This window comes from Mesorhizobium sp. M7A.F.Ca.US.011.01.1.1 (assembly GCF_003998295.1).
GTDB lineage: Bacteria > Pseudomonadota > Alphaproteobacteria > Rhizobiales > Rhizobiaceae > Mesorhizobium.
In genome coordinates, this window is the sequence record NZ_RZRT01000006.1 from 1 (window position 1) to 21,686 (window position 21,686).

25 protein-coding genes are annotated in these 21,686 nt (G+C 57.4%); 10 read left to right on the forward strand and 15 right to left on the reverse strand.

All coding sequences use genetic code 11. The features are described from left to right. Positions 1-136: 136 nt before the first annotated feature. On the reverse strand, positions 137-1,195 hold the full coding sequence (locus EOA13_RS09925) for a fasciclin domain-containing protein (protein ID WP_127291938.1): 1,059 nt from the start codon (positions 1,193-1,195) through the stop codon (positions 137-139). A 663-nt stretch (positions 1,196-1,858) separates the two neighbouring features. Between EOA13_RS09925 and xth the strand changes: the two genes are divergently transcribed. After that, positions 1,859-2,656: an exodeoxyribonuclease III gene (xth, locus tag EOA13_RS09930; protein WP_023809627.1), complete on the forward strand. Its 798-nt coding sequence runs from the start codon at positions 1,859-1,861 to the stop codon at positions 2,654-2,656. A gap of 50 nt (positions 2,657-2,706) precedes the next feature. Here the strand turns inward: xth and ligD are convergent, their stop codons facing one another. Both ligD and EOA13_RS09940 read right to left on the reverse strand, forming a co-directional pair. Then, on the reverse strand, positions 2,707-4,479 hold the full coding sequence (ligD, locus tag EOA13_RS09935; RefSeq protein WP_023809626.1) for a DNA ligase D: 1,773 nt from the start codon (positions 4,477-4,479) through the stop codon (positions 2,707-2,709). 424 nt (positions 4,480-4,903) lie between these two features. Next, on the reverse strand, positions 4,904-5,278 hold the full coding sequence (locus EOA13_RS09940; protein WP_031212655.1) for a hypothetical protein: 375 nt from the start codon (positions 5,276-5,278) through the stop codon (positions 4,904-4,906). 192 nt (positions 5,279-5,470) lie between these two features. Here EOA13_RS09940 and EOA13_RS09945 point away from each other — a divergent pair, with 192 nt between their 5' ends. Continuing rightward, the gene (locus tag EOA13_RS09945) at positions 5,471-6,913 is read left to right on the forward strand and encodes a LuxR C-terminal-related transcriptional regulator (RefSeq protein ID WP_031212654.1); all 1,443 of its coding nucleotides are present in this window, start codon (positions 5,471-5,473) and stop codon (positions 6,911-6,913) included. 561 nt (positions 6,914-7,474) lie between these two features. Then, entirely contained in the window at positions 7,475-8,197 is a 723-nt protein-coding gene (locus EOA13_RS09950) for a Crp/Fnr family transcriptional regulator (RefSeq protein WP_127291940.1), read from the forward strand. Between the two features lie 322 nt (positions 8,198-8,519). Here the strand turns inward: EOA13_RS09950 and EOA13_RS09955 are convergent, their stop codons facing one another. Continuing rightward, the gene (locus EOA13_RS09955; protein WP_023809622.1) at positions 8,520-8,807 is read right to left on the reverse strand and encodes a hypothetical protein; all 288 of its coding nucleotides are present in this window, start codon (positions 8,805-8,807) and stop codon (positions 8,520-8,522) included. Continuing rightward, complete coding sequence (locus EOA13_RS38605; RefSeq protein WP_245273113.1) at positions 8,804-8,989, reverse strand: hypothetical protein; 186 nt, start codon at positions 8,987-8,989, stop codon at positions 8,804-8,806. Before EOA13_RS38605 ends, EOA13_RS09955 begins: the two co-directional genes overlap by 4 nt. 167 nt (positions 8,990-9,156) lie before the next feature. On the opposite strand from EOA13_RS38605, the gene EOA13_RS09965 reads away from it, so the two are divergent. Then, positions 9,157-9,345 carry a hypothetical protein gene (locus EOA13_RS09965; RefSeq protein WP_023809620.1) on the forward strand — a complete coding sequence of 63 codons (189 nt, stop codon included), beginning with the start codon at positions 9,157-9,159 and terminating at the stop codon, positions 9,343-9,345. On the opposite strand, the gene EOA13_RS09970 is transcribed toward EOA13_RS09965, so the two are convergent. Continuing rightward, positions 9,342-10,061, reverse strand: a complete 720-nt coding sequence (locus EOA13_RS09970) for an SOS response-associated peptidase (protein WP_127291943.1) — start codon at positions 10,059-10,061, stop codon at positions 9,342-9,344. The genes EOA13_RS09965 and EOA13_RS09970 overlap by 4 nt on opposite strands. Positions 10,062-10,141: 80 nt before the next feature. On the opposite strand from EOA13_RS09970, the gene EOA13_RS09975 reads away from it, so the two are divergent. Together EOA13_RS09975 and EOA13_RS09980 are read left to right on the forward strand one after the other, a co-directional pair. Continuing rightward, positions 10,142-10,375 carry a hypothetical protein gene (locus EOA13_RS09975; protein WP_023809618.1) on the forward strand — a complete coding sequence of 78 codons (234 nt, stop codon included), beginning with the start codon at positions 10,142-10,144 and terminating at the stop codon, positions 10,373-10,375. Positions 10,376-10,386: 11 nt separating this feature from the next. Further along, a complete protein-coding gene (locus EOA13_RS09980; protein ID WP_127291946.1) occupies positions 10,387-10,632 on the forward strand; it encodes a hypothetical protein in 246 nt (81 codons plus the stop codon). Here EOA13_RS09980 and EOA13_RS09985 read toward each other — a convergent pair. Both EOA13_RS09985 and EOA13_RS09990 read right to left on the reverse strand, forming a co-directional pair. Beyond that, on the reverse strand, positions 10,629-10,856 hold the full coding sequence (locus EOA13_RS09985; protein ID WP_127291949.1) for a hypothetical protein: 228 nt from the start codon (positions 10,854-10,856) through the stop codon (positions 10,629-10,631). The two genes, EOA13_RS09980 and EOA13_RS09985, sit on opposite strands and share 4 nt — an antisense overlap. Further along, complete coding sequence (locus tag EOA13_RS09990) at positions 10,856-11,719, reverse strand: RNA ligase family protein (protein WP_127291952.1); 864 nt, start codon at positions 11,717-11,719, stop codon at positions 10,856-10,858. Before EOA13_RS09990 ends, EOA13_RS09985 begins: the two co-directional genes overlap by 1 nt. A gap of 111 nt (positions 11,720-11,830) precedes the next feature. Here EOA13_RS09990 and EOA13_RS09995 point away from each other — a divergent pair, with 111 nt between their 5' ends. After that, a complete protein-coding gene (locus EOA13_RS09995) occupies positions 11,831-12,019 on the forward strand; it encodes a DUF3606 domain-containing protein (protein ID WP_023809615.1) in 189 nt (62 codons plus the stop codon). Positions 12,020-12,508: 489 nt separating this feature from the next. Here EOA13_RS09995 and EOA13_RS10005 read toward each other — a convergent pair whose 3' ends face one another. After that, a complete protein-coding gene (locus EOA13_RS10005) occupies positions 12,509-12,682 on the reverse strand; it encodes a hypothetical protein (protein ID WP_127291955.1) in 174 nt (57 codons plus the stop codon). A 407-nt stretch (positions 12,683-13,089) separates the two neighbouring features. Continuing rightward, positions 13,090-13,389 (reverse strand): hypothetical protein, encoded by a 300-nt coding sequence (locus tag EOA13_RS10010; protein WP_127291957.1) that lies wholly within the window; start codon positions 13,387-13,389, stop codon positions 13,090-13,092. Between the two features lie 1,457 nt (positions 13,390-14,846). On the opposite strand from EOA13_RS10010, the gene EOA13_RS10025 reads away from it, so the two are divergent. Beyond that, on the forward strand, positions 14,847-15,077 hold the full coding sequence (locus EOA13_RS10025) for a hypothetical protein (RefSeq protein WP_023809610.1): 231 nt from the start codon (positions 14,847-14,849) through the stop codon (positions 15,075-15,077). Continuing rightward, the gene (locus EOA13_RS10030; RefSeq protein WP_023809609.1) at positions 15,077-15,319 is read left to right on the forward strand and encodes a DUF982 domain-containing protein; all 243 of its coding nucleotides are present in this window, start codon (positions 15,077-15,079) and stop codon (positions 15,317-15,319) included. The genes EOA13_RS10025 and EOA13_RS10030 overlap by 1 nt, the downstream gene beginning before the upstream one ends. Positions 15,320-15,779: 460 nt before the next feature. Here EOA13_RS10030 and EOA13_RS10040 read toward each other — a convergent pair whose 3' ends face one another. Continuing rightward, on the reverse strand, positions 15,780-16,526 hold the full coding sequence (locus EOA13_RS10040; protein WP_023809607.1) for a Crp/Fnr family transcriptional regulator: 747 nt from the start codon (positions 16,524-16,526) through the stop codon (positions 15,780-15,782). A gap of 490 nt (positions 16,527-17,016) precedes the next feature. On the opposite strand from EOA13_RS10040, the gene EOA13_RS10045 reads away from it, so the two are divergent. Continuing rightward, positions 17,017-17,367: a response regulator gene (locus EOA13_RS10045; RefSeq protein WP_245273111.1), complete on the forward strand. Its 351-nt coding sequence runs from the start codon at positions 17,017-17,019 to the stop codon at positions 17,365-17,367. Between the two features lie 95 nt (positions 17,368-17,462). Here EOA13_RS10045 and EOA13_RS10050 read toward each other — a convergent pair whose 3' ends face one another. The 4 genes from EOA13_RS10050 to EOA13_RS10065 all read right to left on the reverse strand — a co-directional run bounded on the left by EOA13_RS10050 (position 17,463) and on the right by EOA13_RS10065 (position 21,488). Continuing rightward, positions 17,463-17,762: a hypothetical protein gene (locus EOA13_RS10050; protein WP_127291960.1), complete on the reverse strand. Its 300-nt coding sequence runs from the start codon at positions 17,760-17,762 to the stop codon at positions 17,463-17,465. A 452-nt stretch (positions 17,763-18,214) separates the two neighbouring features. Further along, positions 18,215-19,669, reverse strand: a complete 1,455-nt coding sequence (gene terL, locus EOA13_RS10055) for a phage terminase large subunit (RefSeq protein WP_127291963.1) — start codon at positions 19,667-19,669, stop codon at positions 18,215-18,217. Continuing rightward, a complete protein-coding gene (locus EOA13_RS10060) occupies positions 19,666-20,112 on the reverse strand; it encodes a DUF5681 domain-containing protein (protein WP_127291965.1) in 447 nt (148 codons plus the stop codon). Before EOA13_RS10060 ends, terL begins: the two co-directional genes overlap by 4 nt. Beyond that, positions 20,109-21,488 (reverse strand): DNA methyltransferase, encoded by a 1,380-nt coding sequence (locus EOA13_RS10065; protein WP_127291967.1) that lies wholly within the window; start codon positions 21,486-21,488, stop codon positions 20,109-20,111. The genes EOA13_RS10060 and EOA13_RS10065 overlap by 4 nt, the downstream gene beginning before the upstream one ends. Between the last annotated feature and the right edge of the window lie 198 nt (positions 21,489-21,686).

Sequence of the window (21,686 nt, forward strand, 5' to 3'; positions counted from 1 at the left end):
CAAGGTCTCATCCGATACCGGAACATGAAGAATTAATTTGCGGGCGAACGGCATAGTCAGATTGTAGGCCGACGGGTGATTGCTTTCCAGCGTCTCAATCATCCAGCATTTATGAGTTCACGACCTAGGAAGGGCGTCACTTTACACCGACGACTGAAAAGATCAGGGACCCGTAGTGATCCGCCCACTCGCGAGCTGTTGCGATCAAGCTTCTATCGAACGTTCCCGATCTCCAAAGCTCGGGCCTGTTTTCAATTTCCACTACCCACCGGTGCATGATGTCACTTGCCATCTTGTATTCGGTCACTGTTGAAAGGTCGGCTTTAAGAACCACAGCACCAGGCTTTCCGATTTGCGTCGGCGGTGCCCACGCAATCAGAAAAGGCCCGTCGCCGTCGACAGCAACGCCGCTTGCAACTGCATCGCGGACTGCCTTTTGCGAAACAGCCAGTCCATAATCCTGAAGGGCTTCGTCGCAGGTCCTGGTTATGTTCGCCTTGGTTGCGGCCTTTGCATGCTCGGCGCTGTCCATCGGCCATACCGTTACCATTTGGGCCGCTGTAGGGACGACGAGCGACGACGACGGCAGGACGGCATTCACAAACGCCTCGCACAGCATCTTTTGCCGTTCCTGGTCGTAGATGGTAACTTTCGATTTGAATGCCAGAATCCCATAAGCCGCGAAATTAGTGGGTGGATATTCGTTCGGTCCGGCAAAGATCCTAGAGGCGTGAATTTCGTGAGAGGTGTCTGGAGCGCCGGGCGAAAGTACTTTGTCGACCGCGTAGACCAAGCCGTTCGTCTGTTTCACGTCGCTGGCAACGAGACTGGCAATGTCGCCAAATTGGTCCGTTACAGAAATATTGCTTCCTGCCGCCCGAAAAGTGAGAGAGCATCCCCCGATTGTGTCGACCGAGTAGGCTCCGTTGTTCGCGGCTATCTCAGCGAGGATCGCGTCGGTACTCAGATCTCCGGAAATCACATGACACTTTAGGATTTTGGAGAGTTCGTTTTTAGCTTCGGGCGCAAGAAGAACCTGCACTGCATCTTGCTGCAATCTTGCAAATGCGGCGTCTGTCGGCGCGAGAACAGTGAACGGGCCTTTACCCTCCAACGTCTCAACCAGCCCGGCCGCTTTCACAGCTGCTATAAGGGTGGTGTAGTCCTTGGAAAGAGCGGCATATCTGGATGATATTGTTGTCGGAAGTCGTCTGGGCGCGTGCTACCGCCGTCTCAACCGTCTGGGCGTTTCCGACCGCCACCTGACTTATCAGCATGCACACTGCAAAAATCAGTCGACGCTTCATGCCAAACTCCGCCCAGAGAGAGCGAATTTATCATAACCATCAGTTTTGATAAGTGACCTTGGCTATTTGCCCAAGGCGCAGTTCTTTGGACGTTTGGCCTTACGATTGCGCCACCAATGAAACTGCGGGAGGCGGTGACATCACTACTGCAATGGCGCGCCAAGGATTTTCAACGCGAGTTTAGGGGCCGCGAACGGCCCCGTCTGAGGATCATCATACCGTAAGCTGCCTGTTCGCTCTCTGCCAGACAGGACGTTCGGCACGCCGACTCTTGATGTCGGCTTCGAGGCGCATTTCAGACATTCAGTCAGTCGAGGGCCGCATCGCACCTGCCTGAGAGTTTCGCTCGAGTTCGGCCGGACTCATCCTATCGCTGTCATCTTGAACTTTCCCCACGCTCGGCGGTTAAAAGGAGCCGAGAGGATCAACGATGTCGAAATCTGATGGCAGAGGGTCCGACGGCATGCGGTCTTCCTGTGCAGCGTAGTGAGGGATCAACTGCTGAGCCATTCACCTTGATACCGCGTGAAGAGTTTTGGAGAGAGCTCCTGATGACCCGCATCGCAACATTCAACGTCAACGGTGTGAACGGCCGCCTGCCTGTGCTCATCAAGTGGCTGGGTCAGACCGACTATGACGTCGTGTGCCTTCAGGAATTGAAGACCTCGGATGAGAAATTCCCCGCCGAAGCCATCAGGGACGCCGGCTACGGCGCAATCTGGCACGGGCAAAAGTCCTACAACGGCGTAGCCATACTCGCTCGTGGAAAAGAGCCGTTGGAGCGCCGTCGTGGGCTCCCGGGCGATCCTGACGACACGCACAGCCGATATATTGAGGCTGAGGTGGATGGGATCGTCGTCGGCTGCCTCTACCTGCCCAACGGCAATCCCGCTCCTGGCCCGAAATTCGAGTATAAGCTGCGCTGGTTCGACCGCCTGATCAGCTACGGCAAGCTGCTGCTCAGGGAAGGCGTCCCAAGCATTCTCTGCGGCGACTACAATGTCGTGCCCACCCCGATCGATGCCGTGGTGCCGCAACGTTGGTTAGGCGATGCAGTCTACTTTCCGGAGAGCCGGCAAGCCTATGCCGAAATGCTTGATGGCGGCTGGACCGATGGCGTCCGCCGCATCCACCCGGAGAAAGGCGTCTACACCTATTGGAACTTCTCCTACCAGGGTCGCTATGATCGAAGTTCCGGCCTGAGGATGGATCATCTTCTGGTCAGCCCATCCCTTTCGGACAGGTTGTGTGACGCCGGCGTTGACGCTGACGTGCGCGGTTGGGAAAAGCCGAGTGATCATGCGCCAGCCTGGATAGAACTCGGCCGGTCCGGCAAAGACACGACGTGATCTCATTCGGGATGTCTCCGGCGAGCACTCTTCATTTCCGGCGTTTGCGCTCACGCAGCTTTTCTGAGGGCCGCCCTGAACGGACGGTCGATCGTGAAGGCATCTGGACGGATGGCTGCCTCAACCTGGCTCCAGGTCACCGGATGGGCGATTGGAAAACCGCGGCGCGCCCGTGGCGAGAAGGCGCCCACCGCAGTGCTGCCCCGACCATTGCGGAGGTAATCAATGAAGATGCGGCCTGTTCGAGCCGACGGCGAGGCCGAAAGTAGATAGCGGTCCGGATGCGCTTCAGCGAGCCGATTGGCGAAGGACCTGGCCAAGAGGCGGCCGCTGTCGTGCGTGATCTTGCTCTCCAGCGGGACCATCAGGTGAATGCCTTTGCCGCCAGTAACCTTCGGCCAGCTCTCCAGCCCTTCCGCTTCCAGGATGTCGCGGAGCGCCAGTGCGGCCTCGATGACTTGCTCCCACTCCACGCCCTCGCCGGGGTCAAGGTCCAGAACAATACGGTCGGCATGTTCGATATCGTCGACGGTGGCGTTCCAGGGATGCAGCTCTACCGCATCCATCTCGACCAGTCCCAGCAAACCGGCAAGGTCGTCCACCCACACGCGCACACCTTCGCCACCCTCGCGCTTCTGCAGCCGCAATTGATGCACTGCCGCCGGGATCTGCGGCAGTGCGCCTTTGTGATAGAAGGTCGCGCCATGAGCATGGCGGACCAGCTTCAGCGGTCTGTGGCCGAGATGAACCAGGGCATGATCCGCAACCCTCTCCCAGTAACGCGCAAGCTCGTCCTTGGAGGGCGAGACAGCGTCTGGCAGCAGTTGCAGGATGTTTTCACTGGGAACGCCATGTTTCCGGGTTGGCCCGCGTCGCTTTGATGGCGCTTGAGGCTTGGCCGGGATTGGCACGAGGTCTTCGCGCAAACCCTTGAACACCGCCTCGCGCAGCACCCCGCGATCGGTGACGCCGCTGAACTGGACCTCGGCCAGCACGTGTGGTTTCACCCAAGTCGCTTTCGGCTTCACAATCGGCTCTGACAAAGGCGACTTGCTGATGATCAGCGGGTCAAGCCGCTCTCGCACAAGTTTCGCAGCGCTCAAGGTGTACCCGCTGCGAGCCTTCCCGGCATAGAGCAGTCGGTTGCCCTCGCGGCGCCCGATATAAAGCGATGCAATGCGGCGCGGGTGAGCACCGAGTTTCTCTACGAAAGCCACGATAGGGAAGGTGTCGCTCTTGATGCACTTTACCTTCAACCAACTGGTCTGAACCCCCGAGCCGTAGGTCGCATCGACGCGCTTGGATACGATCCCCTCCAACCCCATCCGGCAGGCATGTTGAAACACATCCTTGCCGCTTACCTCCAGATGTTCGGCATAGGTCAGTGTCGGCGCGGTGTTCTCCAGTAGCCTCTCCAGGGCTGCCTTGCGCTTCACCAATGGCAGTTGCCGAAGATCGCGACCGTTAAGGTGCAGCAGGTCGAACGCATAAAAGATGAGTCTCGCGGAATCTGGATTGCCCAACTCTCTTTCCAGGGCTTGGTAATCCGGAAGGCCGGTGTCGCCGAGAACGACAGCCTCCCCATCGATGATCGCGGTCCTCACCGGCAAGCCCGCCGCTGCTTCAACTATCCGGCGGTATCGATGCGACCAGTCGTAGCCACGGCGCGTGAAGGCCCGTGCTTTGCCACGCTGCATGATCAGCTCAGTGCGGTAGCCATCGTACTTGATCTCGTGAATCCATTCGCTGCCCTCGGGCGCCGTTGCGACCAGAGTCGGCGACTGAAACTCGACGAAAGAGAGCCCGTTTGCTGCCTTACTCATGCACCCTCCGAACCGCGACTCAAGGCTCAGTGCACCAATAGGTTCCAGGTTTTAGCGAAATAGCATGTTCGACTGCTTGCACCGGCAATCCTGGGCCAGCCGGCTGCAAGGGAGATCAACGACAGGAGAAATCGCACTTTCTTCGTCGGTCAGCGGGCCTAGCGGGTCTTCGTTGCAGGAAAATTGGGCTATCACTCGCCTACTAAGGGCCAACTGAGGCTAGCTCGGCTTTTGGGCCGGGAGCGGATCGGCAGCTTGCGGAGCCACGCAGCCGAAGAGCGGTCATTCCATGAAGTTGTTTACAGCCCCAGGAGGAGTGTCACTCCTCCCGGAATAACAACCTGCCATTCGTCAACGCCATCCTTCCAACCTGGGGAGAACCGCCGGAAATCAGGCTATCAGATTGCACACCGTCGCGTTGGAGTCATTCATCGCGCCAGTATGGGTGGGAACAGCTGAATTGGCGCGAGCCAACCAGACGGCGTTTGGTCCTCGATATCGTTCTTTGGACCTGCGGATCATTCGCGGTCATGTCGGGTACGACAGTGTAACCCTGATCGACAAGCTGCAGTTTCAGCTCCGCCAGGTGGCGCCTGAATCCGTTTTCAATGTAGCTGCGCGGATACCGCCATCCGTTCCTGCATGCTCGCACGAGAATGTCGGAATACAGTTCAGCGCTGGCAGCTTTCACCGTTTCTTCCGAAGTCAGTTTGCTGTCGGTTTGGGTACCTTCGGACAAGCATGGCCCCGCCGACACCAAAAGCACCAGTAGTACGGTCAAGACAGGCAACTTTGTCATGGAGCCCTCCGTGTTCTAAATCGACCAGGCCTGCCAAGCAACCTAACCTGCCCACCTGCAGAGACTAGGATGCTGACCCGTCGCATGGAATCGTGCAAATGCAGTGTTTTCGATATCGCATCTGTAGTATTTTCATCCTGATGTAAGGCCATCGGGTTCTGGCCACAGGTCGGCAGCAAGGAAAATGGAACGATGCTTCGCCCCGTAGGCAATCCTCTCGCCGGCTTATCGGATCGGGAGTTGATGGTCGCGGCAAAGTTTGCGGAGGGAATGACTTATCGCGAAATTGGCGAAACACTCTTCATAGCGCCTACCACCGTTCGGACCCATCTTTCGGCCATTTATCGGAAGCTCGATGTTCGCAGTAAAGTGGCGCTTGCTGGGTTACTTGCCGATCACCGCCAGCAGGACCGCAGCCATGCACCACCCGGAAGTCTTTCGACCGACGAGCCGGGTCCGCCGGTCCTCGCAGTTCTCCCGTTCGACAATCTAAGCGGAGAAGAACGCTGGACTCGTATCGCTGATGGTTTGTCGGCGGACCTCATAGTTGATCTCTCTCGCTACCGGGACCTTGCGGTGATCGCCCGCCAAACAATGCTTTCCTACAAGGGACGGCGTGTTGACGTGCGAGCTCTCGGACGAGAGTTGAATGCCGACTATGTGATCGAGGGAAGTTTTCAAGTGGACGGGCAGCGGGTGCGCATCCGCGTCCAACTCGTCGACGCCCACACAGGGGTCGATGTCTGGACGATGCGTTACGATCGTTCCGCGAACAACCTGTTTGCGATGCTGGACAGCGTGACCGAAAACGTCATCAATGTCCTTGCAACTTGCCACGGTCAGCTCGCCAATCTGCGACGCGATGCTGCTCGTCGGAAGGCTCCAGCAAGTTTGCAGGCCTATGACTGCTATCTGCTTGGGCTTGAGCAGAAGCACCTTTTCACCCGTGAGTCGAACAAGGAGGCGATACGGCTACTGGCGCGTGCGATCGAACTCGACCCGGGTCTAGCAAGAGCTTGGACCGCGCTGGCACTTGCGCATGCTGTGGAAGCCATCAACGGGTTTACCGACAACCTTTCCGGCTCGATCGAGAGCTGGAGCAAATGTGTCAAGCAAGCGCTGGCGCTCGATCCGGCCGACATTTACGCCCGCATAATGCTTGCCGATCTTCGGGCATTGCAGGGCGATGTCGAAGCTGCTGTCGAAGAACATGACCGAGTGTCGGTGGCTGCTCCAAATGACGCGGACTCACTTGCCTTTCTTGCGGGTAGCCTTGCTCTTGTTGGTAGCGACCCGAAGCGTGGCTACGAACTGGCCAAGCGAGCGGTCCGGCTAAATCCTTATGTTCCTTGGTATTATGGAATGCTTGCGCGATGCAGCTACGTTCTAGGCTTTTACCGTGAATCCCTGGTCGCGCTACGTCAATCTGCGCCAGATTCGCCCGCCACACTTCTGTTTGTGGCAATGGCTCATGCGATGCTCAATGAAACGCCTCAGGTCGCCAGGATCAATTCGCGACTGAAGGACGAGTTCCCGAATTTCACGGCTGAGGTGTTCATCAGAACCTATCCGGTTACCAATCCTGTCGCCACTGCTGCAATCAGAGAAGGCGCCCGTCGTGCGGGTTTGGCATAGCTTCTTCACTCCTGGTCACCTCAGAGGCGCATTGCTCCTCGGCAGCATTGGGGCCGGAAGCTGAATGGCAGCTTCAGTTCTGCAACTCCAAACAGCCGACGCTCAACGATGATCTACATCAGCTTGTAAGAGCCAAGCAACTCACCACTTGACGCGCAAGCCGAGCGAGCCGGTCAGTACATGACTGTCACCGAAGTCTTTGAGGCCCGTCCGGGCGATGGCTTCGCCGAAAGCCGAGAACCTGTCGTCGGCCCAGTTGATCGTGCCGCCAAAACCGAGGCCGCCCCAGAGTTGCTTCCTTCCCGGTGCACATCAAGCCGGCTCGTTGGCCGCTATCGCAAATTGTTGGATTCGTACGAAGCAGAGTTCTGTACGATTCCAACCCTTTAAATTTGTACACCCTGTTTTGTAATTCCGCGGCTGAGGGGACGCCGTGCATCAGTTTGCATTTCACTGTCAATCGCGCGCCAGAGGGCGTAAGTTCGCCAAATCGTCTGCACGTGTTTACGGGCGCGGACGGCAAGGAGATTGGAAAGCTCTTGCCCCAAGTGGGATTGAGCTATGACCAATCCACAGAACGATTCCTATAAAAACGAATTGCTGCGTCGGCTTAACCCTGGTGACCTGGCGCTTTTGCAGCCACATCTTGAGCCGTGTGCCCTCAAGCTGAAGATGACCTTAGAGAAAGCCGATTCAGAGATCGAGACGGTTTACTTCCTGGAGGACGGCATCGCTTCTGTGGTCGCGACGGCTTCAGGCAAGGAGGCCGAGGTTGGACTTGTCGGTTTTGAGGGAATGACCGGTGCCGCGCTCGTGATGGGCGCTGACTATGCCCCGCATGAATGTTACGTTCAGTCGCCCGGTAGCGCTTTCCGGATCGGAACCGAGCCCTTCAAGGATGCTCTTGCGAACAGCCCAACATTGCGCCTGTTCCTGTTACGCTATGTCCACTACTTCCACATTCAGACCAGCTATACGGCCCTGATCAACGCCAAATCAAACCTTGAAGAGCGTTTGGCGCGTTGGCTTCTGATGTGTGACGATCGGATCCACGGCGAACGCCTTGCGATCACCCATGAGTTTCTCGCCGTCATGCTTGGAGCAAGACGGCCAGGAGTTACCGTTGGGCTTCAAATGCTGGAAGGACGCGGGCTCATCTATTCTCGGCGGGGCGAAGTGCGTATTAGGGACCGCAGCGGCCTTGCGGCCTGCTCAAATGGCACCTACGGCAAGCCGGAGGCCGAATACGTCCGGCTCGTTAAAGCCATCGCATGCCGGACGTAAACCACTAAATAGCCATGACGAAGCTATCCGACCAGCACGGCGGCTAGCCTGCCGACGAGTCGCCGTAACACGCCTTATCCTCGAAGCCTCACGTAAGCTCTTGGAGAAAATTGCCAAGCACAATGACTCTACCCAACCGTAGGGAATGGCCGACGGACGCACACACAGGCCTTGGCTTCCGGGACCACACCTTAACTGCGCCTGGAAGAATGGCCATGTGTGTGTTAGGCGGCGGACCTGATGTCTGCTTGGCCAGCGCCGCACAGCCCAACAACTCCAAATGCTGCCGGTATGCTCCCATGCCCTGCCGCGCGGCTACCTGTTACTCACCATCGAAAGTCGGCTCCCATTCGCGATTGCGCTTCCGTTGCTGACCCTCGTAATCGGGAATACATGTGAAGAACACCGGTCGATGGTCGCGACCCGCAGCCTTGCAATCCGAGCAGCCAAAAAGCCCGACCAGGTCCCAGTGCATCGATCCGTGATCTGGCCCGAGGCGATCTATCAGCGCATGGATGTCGAGCTTGATGGACTTGCAGCACATAGCATGCCCGCAATTTACATAGAGGCATTCGCGCGCGGCCAACGTATCGGCGAGGGTCTTCGTCATCCTTTGAAGCGCTCGGTATGCCAGGTGATCTTGCCGTCGATCTTCATCGGTTTGTGGATCAGCAGACGCTTCGGCAAGTGCTCTGGATGCACCTCCAGCAGCGTGATCTTGATCTGAGGTTGGCACCGGCTGCAATTGAACTTCAGCGTCTGCGGATCGACGCCGCCGCCGTAGACCATCATCAGGTCGGCCGATCGGCAGTAGCGGACATTGCCGCAGCTGCATTCCGCTTTCACAAGCATGTTGTGCCGGGTCGCTTTGCCCAGCGTGTCGATCGGTTCGTGTGCCATGAGAACAGAAAAGGAACATTTTCCTTGCCCGTCAAGTCTGACTGTGGAATCTTTCTGCCATGAGCGACGAACCAGCGAGACTAGCCGAAGGCATGACGCCGGCACAGCGCGACCACGTGAAGGTGCTTGGCCACACATGTGAGCGTAACGGTTGTGGCAAGGTCGCCGGCTGGGGCTTTGCCCGGCCGCGCAGGGAATCACATTGGTTCTGCTATGAGCACCGCGGCGACGGCGATCAGTATCTCTAGACGTCGAACAAATCGGTCGGCCCCAAACCGATCTCGTCGATGATGTCGGGCGTGTTGTTGCTTGGTTTCCCGACCTTGCTGTCGATCGGCCACATCTTCATGAGGTCGGATGGATAGGGCTTCATGAGGTCGCGAGGATCTGTTTCCGGCCCGAGCCAGCGCATGTAATCGGCCGGCGCCAGAATAACCGGCATGCGATCATGGATCGTCGCCATCAACGTATTTGGCTCGCAGGTGGCGACAGCGAAGGTCCGGATCAACTCGCCGGTCGCCTTGTCGGCATATTCTTCCCAGATTCCAGCCATGGCAAAAGGATCGTCATCCTTCATGGCGATAGCGTAAGCCTGTTTTTTCTTGCCCGAAGGGTCGAGCTTTTGCCATTCGAAATAGCCGTCGACAGGCACCAGGCAGCGGCGCGCGGCATATGCCTTTCGGAACATGCCATTGCTGGCAATGGTCTCGTAGCGCGCATTGACAGGCGGCGGACGGCCGCCGCCATCGCGCGCCCAGCCGGGAACAAGTCCCCACTTCGCAGAAACGAAACCGGCCATGCTCGTGGAAAGCTCTTCGCGGATAATGATTGGATAGGTCAGGCTGGGCGCACCGTTCCAGATCGGGAACCCGTTGCCCAAGCGCTCGATGTCGCCGGGGTGCGCGAACTCGAAGCGCCGCACCATGTCCGGGATTGTCGATTTTACGAAAACGCGTCCACACATTTTAGGGTCGTCTCATTGACAAGGATCGAGGCCTGCCCAAAATGGGAACAGAGTGAGAACGAGTCAAGGCTGTCGTAGTGATGCCTAAGAAGCAAAAGGACGTGATGCTGCCAGGGGTATCGGGCGTCACAATCGATATCGACGACCGCGACAATCCCAAGGTCTGCCTGGTCGGGCTGTTGACTGATGAGGGGAAGCGATCCTTCACATTAAACGAAAACGGTGCGCGGATGATGGTGAAGGCGATGCACTCGTTTCTCGATCTTCTCGACGGAACTACGTCCGAGACGATGCCCAAAGGCCCCGCCAACTGAGAATGCAGCGCATGATCAATCCACCCAGGAGACAGGACGAATATCAGGACCGGGCAATTGACTGCCAGGAGGCAATGGAGCCCGGATTTCAGGCGATTGTCGATTGCATGATTGAGGCGGGATGGACGCGGGGCGAGGTTCTGAGGTCGCTGAAGCGGCTCATTGCCGCCGACAACATGACGCAGAAAGAGAACGCCAGGACGGAAACGCAGCTCGCGATTGCGCGGGCCATGTTGCGCGCCGGCAAGCCGCTCTAACGCTCGCTGGCGCCGGCCTCATCAACTTCCGCTTCCATCTGATCACTGACAGGCTTGACCTTGCCGGCGTCGGCCAAAGGAAGGTCATCAAAACCCTGCAGCCAAGCGTCGGCCTGTTCTTCCCAATACTCCGGCACTGAGCGCTCCTTACCGTCCTTGCGCGCTTGGGCGCCATACATCCAGGCATAGGTGATGCGCTCCTGATCTTTCTTGGCGACCGCCATTATTCTTCCTCCCGGTAATCGAGCAGCTTCGCGTGGCGTAGTTGCTCCTCACCTTTCAGGAACTTCACGCGGCCGACAAGACCCGGCTTCAGCCATTCCGCCTTGTCTCTCTTCAGGCCTTTCGGCACAGGGCCGCCCACCTTGCCCTGCACGCGGTCCCAGAGGCGCTTGCGTTTGTCGAACTTAAAATTGACGTTGGCGGTGCCGAGATAGCGGCCGTTGTCAGCCATAAGAACCCTTGCCGCCTGGCCCGGATCACGCTGAACGCCGATGATGTCCATCTCCTTTTCATCGTAGCACTTGATTTTGCGCCAGTTCATCGTCGGGCCGCTGCGATAGAGACTGTCCCGGCGCTTCGAGACGATGCCTTCTTGTCCAGTCTGGTCGGCAAGGTAGTAAACCGCGTCGCCCGTGCCGGGCACCGCCTCGCTGAATTGGATGCGGCCGCCGGCCTCGATCATTCCCTGCAGGATCTCGCGCCGATCCTCGAGCGGCATGCTGCGGAGGTCGTGGCCGTTTAGGTGCAGCAAATCGAAGGCGACGAGATAATAGTCCTGATAGGTCTCGCGGCTGCTGACCGCCGACTGCAGCGCATGGAAATCGGAGCGTCCAGCCTCATCAACCACGATGGCTTCACCCTCAATGATGAAGTCGTCGGCTTCAATCGCGGCGGCTTGGCCGGCAAGGATCTGGTAGCGTGCAGTCCAGTCGTACCCTCTCCTCGTCAGCACTCGGATGCCGTCTTCGTCCTTGATGATCTGCGTGCGATAGCCGTCGAACTTTATCTCGTGAATCCAGTCGTCACCCTCTGGCGGGTTATCGACAAGCTCCGGCTCCATCGGCTTGATGAACTTCAAACGCATCAACTGACCCACACCCGCGATTCAATCAGCTTTAGCTAAAATAGTTCCAAGAAGGATGAACAATGCGACCCGGTGCGCGTTGCGGATCAACAACCTCTAGGAGCAACACCAATGGCCGACGACAAGAGCAAGCGTGATTTCCGCGACCGCGACCGGGTATCAGGCGACGAAGAATATGAGGTCGGTTATCTCGCCAGCAAGTTTCAGCTTACGATCCCCGAGGTGCGTGAACTTATCAAAAAGCACGGCAACGACCGTGAGACGCTAGAACGAGAAGCAAAAGCGCTGGGCAGTAGATGACCAAGCTATCCGACCTTGGACCACCCATCCCCGGCAGGCAGCACGGCGGCGAGCCAGCCGACGAGCGGGAGAATTTCTACACCTGCCCCACGTGCGGCCAGCAGGTCGACATGCGCGACCTACGCCAAGTCGCTTGGCATGAATTGCCAGGGCACCAGCCCTTGGAACCGGCTCTTTCCACCGGCAGTAGCAGACGTCGGCAGTAGTCGGCACGATCAAGCAGCCGAAGGATCGAGTGAGTGACCGTGCCGACCATGCTGGGCACGAGGGTGGGCCTAATGACCAGGCCCCATATGATACTAGACAATGGCGTCGCTACAATTACGCCTGATGGCCTATGCCGGATAAAGCGGAAGTCGCATGCTCTTGCCGCTGTGCAATTACATGGAACTGGCCTCCAAGTGGCACATTAACCCTACGAGCGGTCGATTCCCAAGGATGTAGCCGCTTAACAGGTCCGCCGCCGGCGCCCCAATAGGCGGCGGACTTCTAATGACGTTCCTTCAAAAACCGAGCTTCCCGAAGTAGCGAATTCCAGTCGGTGCCGATAAGCCTGATCAGACCGCGCGCGTCCGGCTCTGAAATGCCGACTTCTTCAGACAGACGTCGGGCAAGCAGTTGCTGATTGTCTTTGTCCACACGTCCATCGCCATCCTTTTTCATCGGCTCCTCCGTTGGGAGGCCAACTTACGGCATGACCTTTCGTTTCACCGAATAAGAAAAAAGCCCGCCGCCCCATTCACGGCAGCGGCAGGCCGTCCCAGGGATAACGGGACTCGCTGGGGTGTTGGTTTTCCCCTGCTGTCGCGGGCGATGCAAAACAGGTGCCACTAGGGTGAACCAACATGGCACAGCTTGCAGGCGGCGATAACATATATGTCGACTAACTAATGTAATGGAACGGCCGTTGGACAAGCAGAGAACCAACTGGCACAGCTTGGACCTTCGCTGCGAAATGCAAGACTATAGTCCTGCTATCAACCCGCCGTGCCGGCCTAGCACGACGGGTTTTTCCAATGCGGCGACATCCTGAGAATCGACCGCTATGCATCAACCTGGGACAGGTCAGGTCAGCAGCCTTCCGTGGTCTTCTTCACCTGGCCAGGAGCAGCCGAGTTAGCATCGGTATCCTGTTGACCTGGCGCGGCCTGCTTGGCGCTACCAGTTTGTTGACCCGGAGCGCAGTCCTTGGCGGAGTTCGAGTTCGTTCCACTCGTGGTGGTCGAATCCGTCCCCTGATCGGTCGTAGTGCTCGGCATTGTCTTGGTTGTCGAGCTCGACGATCCGCCTGTGGTCGTGGTGGTCGATTGCGCAAAGGCGAGGCCAGTTGACAGTGCCATAATGGCTGAAGCGAAAAGAACCTGTTTCATGATCAACTCCATCTCGGAACGTCCCTTCGGTACCGAACTTCGCTGCGAAACGACGGTTCCCAGAAAAATGACTAATCAAGGCGCCCGCCCCGCTTGCGGAGCGATGAGGGGAGGCCAAGCGCGTCGCTGTCATAGAACGAGCGTCCTGAACATCGTCGAGTGAATGGGCTAAACAGCGCGGATCCACACAATTGCGCCGCTGCTATCGGTCTTTCGGGGGAGAGTTCACAGTGCACTGCCTGCGGATTATGGTGGATCTCTCACGCGAAGAAGCGAAGCTTGCCTAAAATTCTAAGCTCGGAGGCACCTCGCGTGTCCTGAATAGCCCGTACCTCGGTGCCGTAGTGGCGCTATGCCCGATGCGTTTTGGTGGGCAGCTCAAATTTCTGCAGAGTCGAGTAAACGACTATCATAGTTAATTGTGGCTGCCGGTGACCCTATGTAATCAGAAGCTCAATGTAGCTTTCCCAGGGAGGACGGTATGTTATATCCAGGTCGGTTTTTGGAGCCGAGCGATATTATGGTGCTTGCCCATGTTTGTCGGACGGTCTGCAAAGAGCGCGGTGTACGTGTTGCTTCGCAGGACGGTGAGCGCATAGCTGCACACGTACTCAGACTGTTTATGAACGGCTTGACTGGTGAGAATGAACTCCTCGATGTTGAGCGGAATTGGGCTCGACGGAGTGGCCTGTCTTTCCAGGAGTTTCCCGTCAACGACGCAGAAATGAGAGATGCCGCCTGATTCAGTTGATTGTTGCAGCCGAAGGCGCCCCACCTGCGATAGGTCGGGTGATCGGGAGCAAACCTTGCCTTTGAGAGTTGGTAGAGCCGTTTCAACGGGCGACTAATCGAATGCTTCTTTCCGCGAATAATGCGATCTCGACGGCCGTTTTGGCTGGCAGAGGCGTCAATGCGGAAGTGTTTGGTGTGGTCGACCTCTCCACTAAAACTGAGGCCAAAATCGGTCCCATCACCTTGGGTATGGCCATTCAGTTGGTGGCCAACGCTTCGGTGCTTGGATACGATGTTCGCGGAGCCATGATCTTCTATGGCGAACCGGGCACCCCGAGTCTAGGGCAAGAGAGTGCGAACGCTTGTGGGCGCAGTTTGGCGGCGCGCTTTGCGACCGTAACCCGACGATCTTTCGGATTACACATCTCGAAGGGGAGCATTCTCCGTCCGGGTAAATGTTTGGCAGATCACCGGCACGACCCTCAATCCGACCAGTGGCCCAGGCTCTCACAGGGCCGAACAAACCGCTAGGAGATACGAAATGCCGACCCTCCGCACGTGTGCTGGCACGATCAAGAGCGCCCAGCAATGCCCTCAAGCGCAAGGCGCAGATCTAAGGGATTGGCGCCCTTCAGAACCTGCTTTGTACGTTTCCGGCCCTTGCCTTTTTCGGAAAGTGCACCACAGAATGGGTCATTGAGGTTCTGTCTCTCTGGGAGGATGGGATGGACATTCAAGCACCTGTTTGGCCTGCGCAGCTAGCGGCCAAGGAGCTGGTTCGCGAGGCCCTGTTGGGCTATCTACCGGGCGACATAATTTCCGTGAAGGCGACCATTGCATTGGTGCGCGAGCGCGGCCGTGACCTTCGTGAAACCGACTGCCAACTAGTCGAAATGATCGTCAATACAGCCTCCATTTGGCAGCTATTCGTCGCGTTCGACGTGCGCGAACCCTGATGCCCCATCGTTGGTTCAACCCGCCTGTCTACGTCAAAACCGACCGACCGGGATTCCGCCTTGGGATCAGCCGTATCGGCACTGCCGCCGAGGAACTATTGAAGTGGTCCAACCGTGGCCCAAAGTGGCGGTCGGCGGCGGAGGCATGTCTGTCTGCGATGGATGGCAAAATGCCGATTGGTGACTTCCGGCTACTGTTCGAGGCTGCGGCCGACCAAGAGGAGATGCTGCTGCCGGATTAACAACGTTATGCGGGTCTGGTAGCTATGGCGGCGGCGAATTGACCAGCGCCTTTAAGGCTTCGGGTTCGCCCTTAGCACGGCCCGCTCAGCCTCTCCACCATGTCAGGTGGCGCCCGCAGAACGGTGACTTTGCGGAATTTCGACGCTATCAGGCGCTCCTAGGCAGTCGTACTTAGAGGTTACCTGGGGCGGCCCTTCGCTTCAGGTCGACAAGATTCAGAACGCTGACGAGATCGCGGGAATACTCCTCGTCAAGATACTCCGCCGGAGCGCCCCACGCGTCTGCTGGCTGCCCAGTGAACACGTCAAACACCGTCCAGGTTTCGTCGGGCTCCTTCCTGAGGTCGTATCTTTGAGAAGTCATGCCGTCGCTATTTTATGTCTGCGGTCGGGTTCGTCAAGCTGTGACCGGCGGATCGCGAAGGGCTTGGCTGAACGGATTATGAGCGAGCCAGCAGGCTCAGAAATCGGCACCTGTTTGCGCAGCCCTTTGGTGCAGATAGGTAGAGTCAAAATCTGCAGCGCGGACGAGCCCTGCCCAGTCGGTCGCATGAAAACGCGAGCCAACGGTGGATATCAGACCGTCGCGTCTAAGTTCCTGAAGCACCCGGTTCACGTGCACGGTGGAAAGCCCAAGTGCGTCGCCAAGTGCAGCCTGCGTGATCGGAAGGTGGGCCACACGATCCTCAATGCGGCCCACGGAGTGCAGGCGGACTATCAGTTCGCAAAGAAGGTGAGCCATACGAGCATAGGCGTCGCGTCTCCCGACGTTGGTGACCCACTCTCGATAAATCGCCGCATCGATCACCGTCGAGCGCCAAAACACTCTCGTTATCGAAGGGTGCTGGTCGCAAATATCGTGAAGAGCGTCATGCCGCATGAAGCCCACCCGCGTCGGCATGAAAGGTGTGAAAGTGGAATCCATGACCGACAAATGCAAACCATGCAGGTCGGGAATGTCGCCCGGAACAAAAAAGGAGGAAATCTGACGCTTGCCGTCGCCGGTTAGTTTGGTCGAGCCTATCAAGCCGTCCAGAACGACGAAGGAAAGGGTCGGTTTGTCGCCCTCGCGCAGAATGTCTTCGTTGGCATGATATTCCTTCTCCTGAATCGAGATGTTCCCCAAGAGCGCAATATCTGACGGTGCGAGTTCCGAGATGGTCTGGAGCTTGCGGATTAAAATGTTCGAAGAGGGAGCCTGTGCCATCAAGAACCTGTTTGGGGTTGGCCCTAACTTGCTGGGGGCGCTAATGTTCTCGAGGGCGGCATGGTTGGTGACCTTAGATTGTGCTTGATGCCTTTGGCCTCCCGCATCAGGGAGGACCAATTCGCTCCTAGAAGCGATATCAACTCCAGGGCTTGCGCCTCTGTGATGTCTGTCTCTCCGATAAGCCTTGGGACAAGGCGACGCTCGAGTCAGACCTCAAATCGTGCTCCCCTATGACCTACCACTCAGAACCCTCCAAACTATAACATATGTTTATAAGTTCCTATCTAAATGACTGTTTTGCGTGAGGCTCCTCCCTTTCGGCTGCGCCCTCCGAGTCCCAGCCCGCTTTCGCCGCATTAACATATGTTATTGTCTAAGGAGCATTTTCGGGCCTGCGGCCGTTGAATTGCCGAGGAATACTCAGGGAGGCATACCTTTCAATGCCGTCGGTTTCCGTACTGGTTGTGGAGATGAAAGCATCATTCTCTTGGACATCGAAAGCTCCCTCCGGGAGGCCGGGTTTGAGGTGATTCCCGTCTCAAAGGGCCTTGAAGCCATTGCAATTTTTGATCGTGAGCCGGAGCGAGTTGCGGCTCTGCTCACAGATATCAGGCTTGGAGACGGCCGAACCGGGTGGGATGTGGCCAGACACCTCCGAACCGTCAATCCCACTATGCCAGTGATATACATGAGCGGCGATGGCGCGGACGACTGGCCGTCGCTTGGAGTGCCCAACAGCCTGATGATCACCAAGCCGTTTGTTATGCCGCAGATCATTATCGGGCTGGCAACTCTCCTCAATCAAGAGAGCGTGAAGCAGCTACCTGCCTCAGAATAGCTGCGAGGTGGTAGCTGGTTAGTCATAGGGTCTTCGCGCAGCCGCGTCGGTCAGGCGTATCGGTACGGCCGTAGCTTTCATGGCCAACTCGAAGTCTATGCCAGGCTGTTCAGCAAATCCGAGCCAGGTCGGGCGCCCTGATAGTAGGCCAGCCGACCGACACTGCGATGCATTGCCAAGGCCTCCCGAAATGTGCGGCACATTCGAACGGCAAGCCAAAGATCGCCTTCGTCCATGTGGCCTTCTTGAAAGTGACGGATCACCGCCGGAGCGATGTGCTCTGCTTCTTCGCTCGTATGGTCGAAATTTCGCTCGGAACAAAGCCGCTCGAAGACCCGTTTGCAGGTCTGCAAATCATCGGGGGAAAGGTTTGGGTGATCGAGTCGGTTCAACATCAAGCGCCTCAAAACGCAACGTGCAAGAACGTTCCCTCAGAACCGATTTAGAGATTGCAAGGGGCGCGAGTCAATGAATGGTTAAGGACGTACATTTCGGGTTTTGTCTCGGTTTGAAATACAGAAAATCGACGGCGGCGTTGCGGGCGTCTCAAAACCCCGAACGCTTCGAAGGTCGTAACTGATGGTGTGGGCGCCCGAAAACAATGGCAACGAACCCTCCGGGTGCAGATCGCGGCGGCTGTCCTGACCGTAGCCTTTCGCGCTCTGCTACAAGCTGCGATCATTGAGCCGACAACCTCAGTATCTCGGATCGTCTAGCGGCATCGGCGTGCTACATCGTCCGTTCGCTTTAATGTCCGCTCCTCGGATGCGGCCGGGTTCTGCTCAACGTCGTTATGTGGGCGCAAAGCTGACATTTCGCGAAAGCGCCCAGATTTTGGAGCAGGACTTCAAAATTTGCCGATATAGAACCTTCCCGTAGGCTTGTCGTCTTTCATCCAGATCAGCGCCTGCGTCATGGAATCGACTTGGTCGTCGTGCCTGCCATGCGGAAATGCGAGCACCTCAAGCAGGAAGTCATCTCTCCAATGTGCGTCTTTCGGAAGATTGACGTTGCCGTTTTCGATCATCGCGGCAACGCGTGACAGCCGACTTTCCTTGTCGGTTCTGGCTTTTACCGGCGTCGTGCTGATGTCTTGGCTTTCCAAGTCGGCGATGAGGCTTGAGCCAGAGCCGGCATCTTCAATGAGGATGATGTCAGGGTCGTGCTCCAAAAGGGAGTTTTTGACGGACTTGATGAGGTCTGGATAAGCTGCCCTGACGCGCACAAGATCAAGGAGATAATAGTTGTTGTCATCCTTGGCCCATGTCGTTCCGACGGAGTAATCGCTGGAGGGGTCGCCCTTAAGGGCGGTGTCCCAGCTTTGAACGATGGTCATCGACCGACGGTCGAACTGATGCGGATCGTAGTCGCGAAACCACACCCTCTTGACCATGTTGCCGTCCGGTGGGGCAGGGGATTGTTGGTACTGCGCGGAAAAGTTGAGCGATCCTAATAGGCGCTTTAGACCGTCCAGTTCCGCGTGTCCCAGACGCGCGGGGTGGAGCAAGTCGCCAAACTTGCGATCGTGCCAGCGATTTACACTTGTCTGGACGCGTTCGTCCTGCTCGGCAATCGCCGACAGGTTCAAATGCTCCCAGCCGCCAGTCTCCAGAAGCACGCCTGCCAGGTCGTCGACATGCAATCTTTGCATGACAAGGACGACGGCACCGGCAGCGGGATTGTCGAAGCGCGACATCAATGTCGTGCGAACCCAGTCGGCGCACCTATTGCGAGCCGATTCCGAATGCGCTTCATCTGCCTTCAAGGGGTCATCGATAATGATGATGTCGCCACCGCGGCCGGTTAGCTGACCACCGGTCGAGGTCGCCAGGCGCCCACCGCCGAGCGTGGTCTGCAGCTCATTTTCAGTGTTCTTGCGCGGGCTAACCTTGAAGGTCGGAAACATCGACCGGTACCAGGCGGTGTTGACGACTGTTCGAAAGTCGTTGGCGTGCTTGACCGCAAGAGGTTGAGCATAAGAGACGCAGATCATTTTCTTCGACGGATCGCGGCCAAGAATCCATGCCGGGAACGCGACCGAGCTGGTGACCGACTTCAACGATCGCGGTGGCATCGTAATGATCAAGCGCTTGCACTTGCCCGCTGAGACGCGCTCGAGCTGATGCGCAATCGCTCGGATGTGCCAGTTGGGCAAATACTTGGCACCTGGATCGACAGCGGAGAAAGCCAGCGCCACGAAGGTCGCCAAGTCATCGCGGGCCGCGCCCAACAGCAGCTGAAGGGCAGTCGGTGCAACGGGCGAGGAGGATGGTCGGCCCGGTAGGGGGAGTGGAGCGTTCATTCCTCGTCTCCCTCGTCGCCGGTCTTGGAACGGGTCTCGGTATCATTCTCTGGCGAGTCCTTGTGGTCGAGATAATCCCGCATCATGTCGACCATTGTTTGCGGATCGAACACGTCGACCTCTGCATCGGGTTGCCGGCTTTCCTCAAGTTCGGCACAACGGGATGCGAGCTGAAGAGCATGGGCCGCCGACCGGAAATCGCCTGAAAGCGCATTGTTGCGCATTTTGAGGAGGATGGCCTCGAGTGCCGTCACCGTCGTCGTCCTGCCATTCTGCTGGATTTGGATCGGCCCAAAGAGCGTCTCACGTACAATAGTGTTCATGTTTTTTTTGCCTTTCGGTCGCCCTTTCGGATTGCCTGACATTCCTTTCTGGAACCGGGTTTCAGTTGGAGGCTTGCCGTAGCCTATCGAGTAGTCGGCAGGTTTCTTTCTCCGTGTCACAGCAGGCCTCCCACAGTTTCAGGCGCCGGGGTCGCGGACGCTGTTTTGGCGCGTGCGTCGGAAGATTCGAGGCTTCCACGCTGCTCGCACAGTTCCTCGAACGTCTCGCCCGTGGTGGCGAGCGTTGCCTGCTTGCCCGTATGCCTTTCGAAGCGGCGGATGATCAGATCGCAATAGTGAGGATCGATCTCGATAAGGCGTGCATGGCGCCCTGTCTTGTGCGACGCGAGTAGCGTGGTCCCCGAGCCGCCAAATGGGTCCAGCACGACGTCGCCGCGGCGGCTGACGTCCAGCAGTGCGTCGGCAACCAGAGCGACAGGTTTGACGGTCGGATGGGCTTCGAGCTCTTCCATCCGCGTCGTGCCAAAGCTGTTGGCGCCGCGGTAGGTCCAGACATTGCTGCGGTGACGTCCGTGTTTGCCGAGTTCGACGTTGTTGCGATGCGGCTCTTTCCCGTTTTTGAACACCAGCACCAGCTCGTGCTGAGAGCGGTAGAGGCTGCCCATGCCGGCATTAGTCTTATTCCAGACGCACAGATTGAGCAGATCGCCGAACGTCTGTTTACCCGCCAATGTGGTCTCTGCGATATGACGCCAATCCATGCACACGAAGCCGATAGCGCCCGGCTTGCTCGACCCAGCAATCAGTGAGAACGACTGTTCCAGGAACGTTGCGAACTCATCGTCGGACATCTCGCCGGATGCCATTGCAAATTCCCGGTGGCTTGTCTTGCCAAGACCACTGACGTGTCCGCCGATCGGAACATTGTAGGGCGGGTCTGTAAAACAGACGGATGCCTTCTCGCCCTGCATCAGCATATCGAAATGCTCTGCCGAAAGCGCGTTGCCGCAAAGCAGTCGATGATCGCCAAGTAGGAATAGATCGCCAGGCCGTGTTACTGCTGGCCCCGCCGATTGCTCCAGATGTTCCGCTTCGTCCCCTTCGGCTTCATCATCCTGATTGTCCGGCGAGAACTCGCTGATGATCAGATCGACCTCTGGGATGTCGAAGCCGGTGAGGCTCACATCGAAGTCGAGATCGACCAGCGCCTGCAACTCGATGGCCAGGATCTGCTTGTCCCAGCCGGCCTTCTCGGCGATCCGATTATCGGCGAGGATGTAAGCGCGCTTCTGCGCCTCACTGAGATGGTTGATCGAGAGGGTTGGAACGTTCTTCCATCCCAGCAGGCGCGCTGCTGAGAGTCGGCCATGGCCGGCAAGGACGTTGTTCTTCTCGTCGACCAGGACCGGATTGGTGAAGCCGAATTTTTCGATGCTGTCGGCAATTTGTCGGATTTGTTTCTTGGAATGGGTGCGAGCGTTGTTGCGGTAAGGGGTGAGTGCGTGGATCGAAACTGTGGTGATGTTGGTGGCCATGAGATCCTCTGAATGCCAGCCCAGGAACGACCGACATCGGTATGTTCCTGAGAATTACCCAGAGAATAGCGACCATTGACTTGGCGCAAAATACCAAATCTTCGGATCCATCGAACGAAACTTGAACTAAATGCATTTTTCTTTGTGTTATCACGACTTGAGATTGCAACAAAATATTTTGTCGCTCGGCAAAAGTGA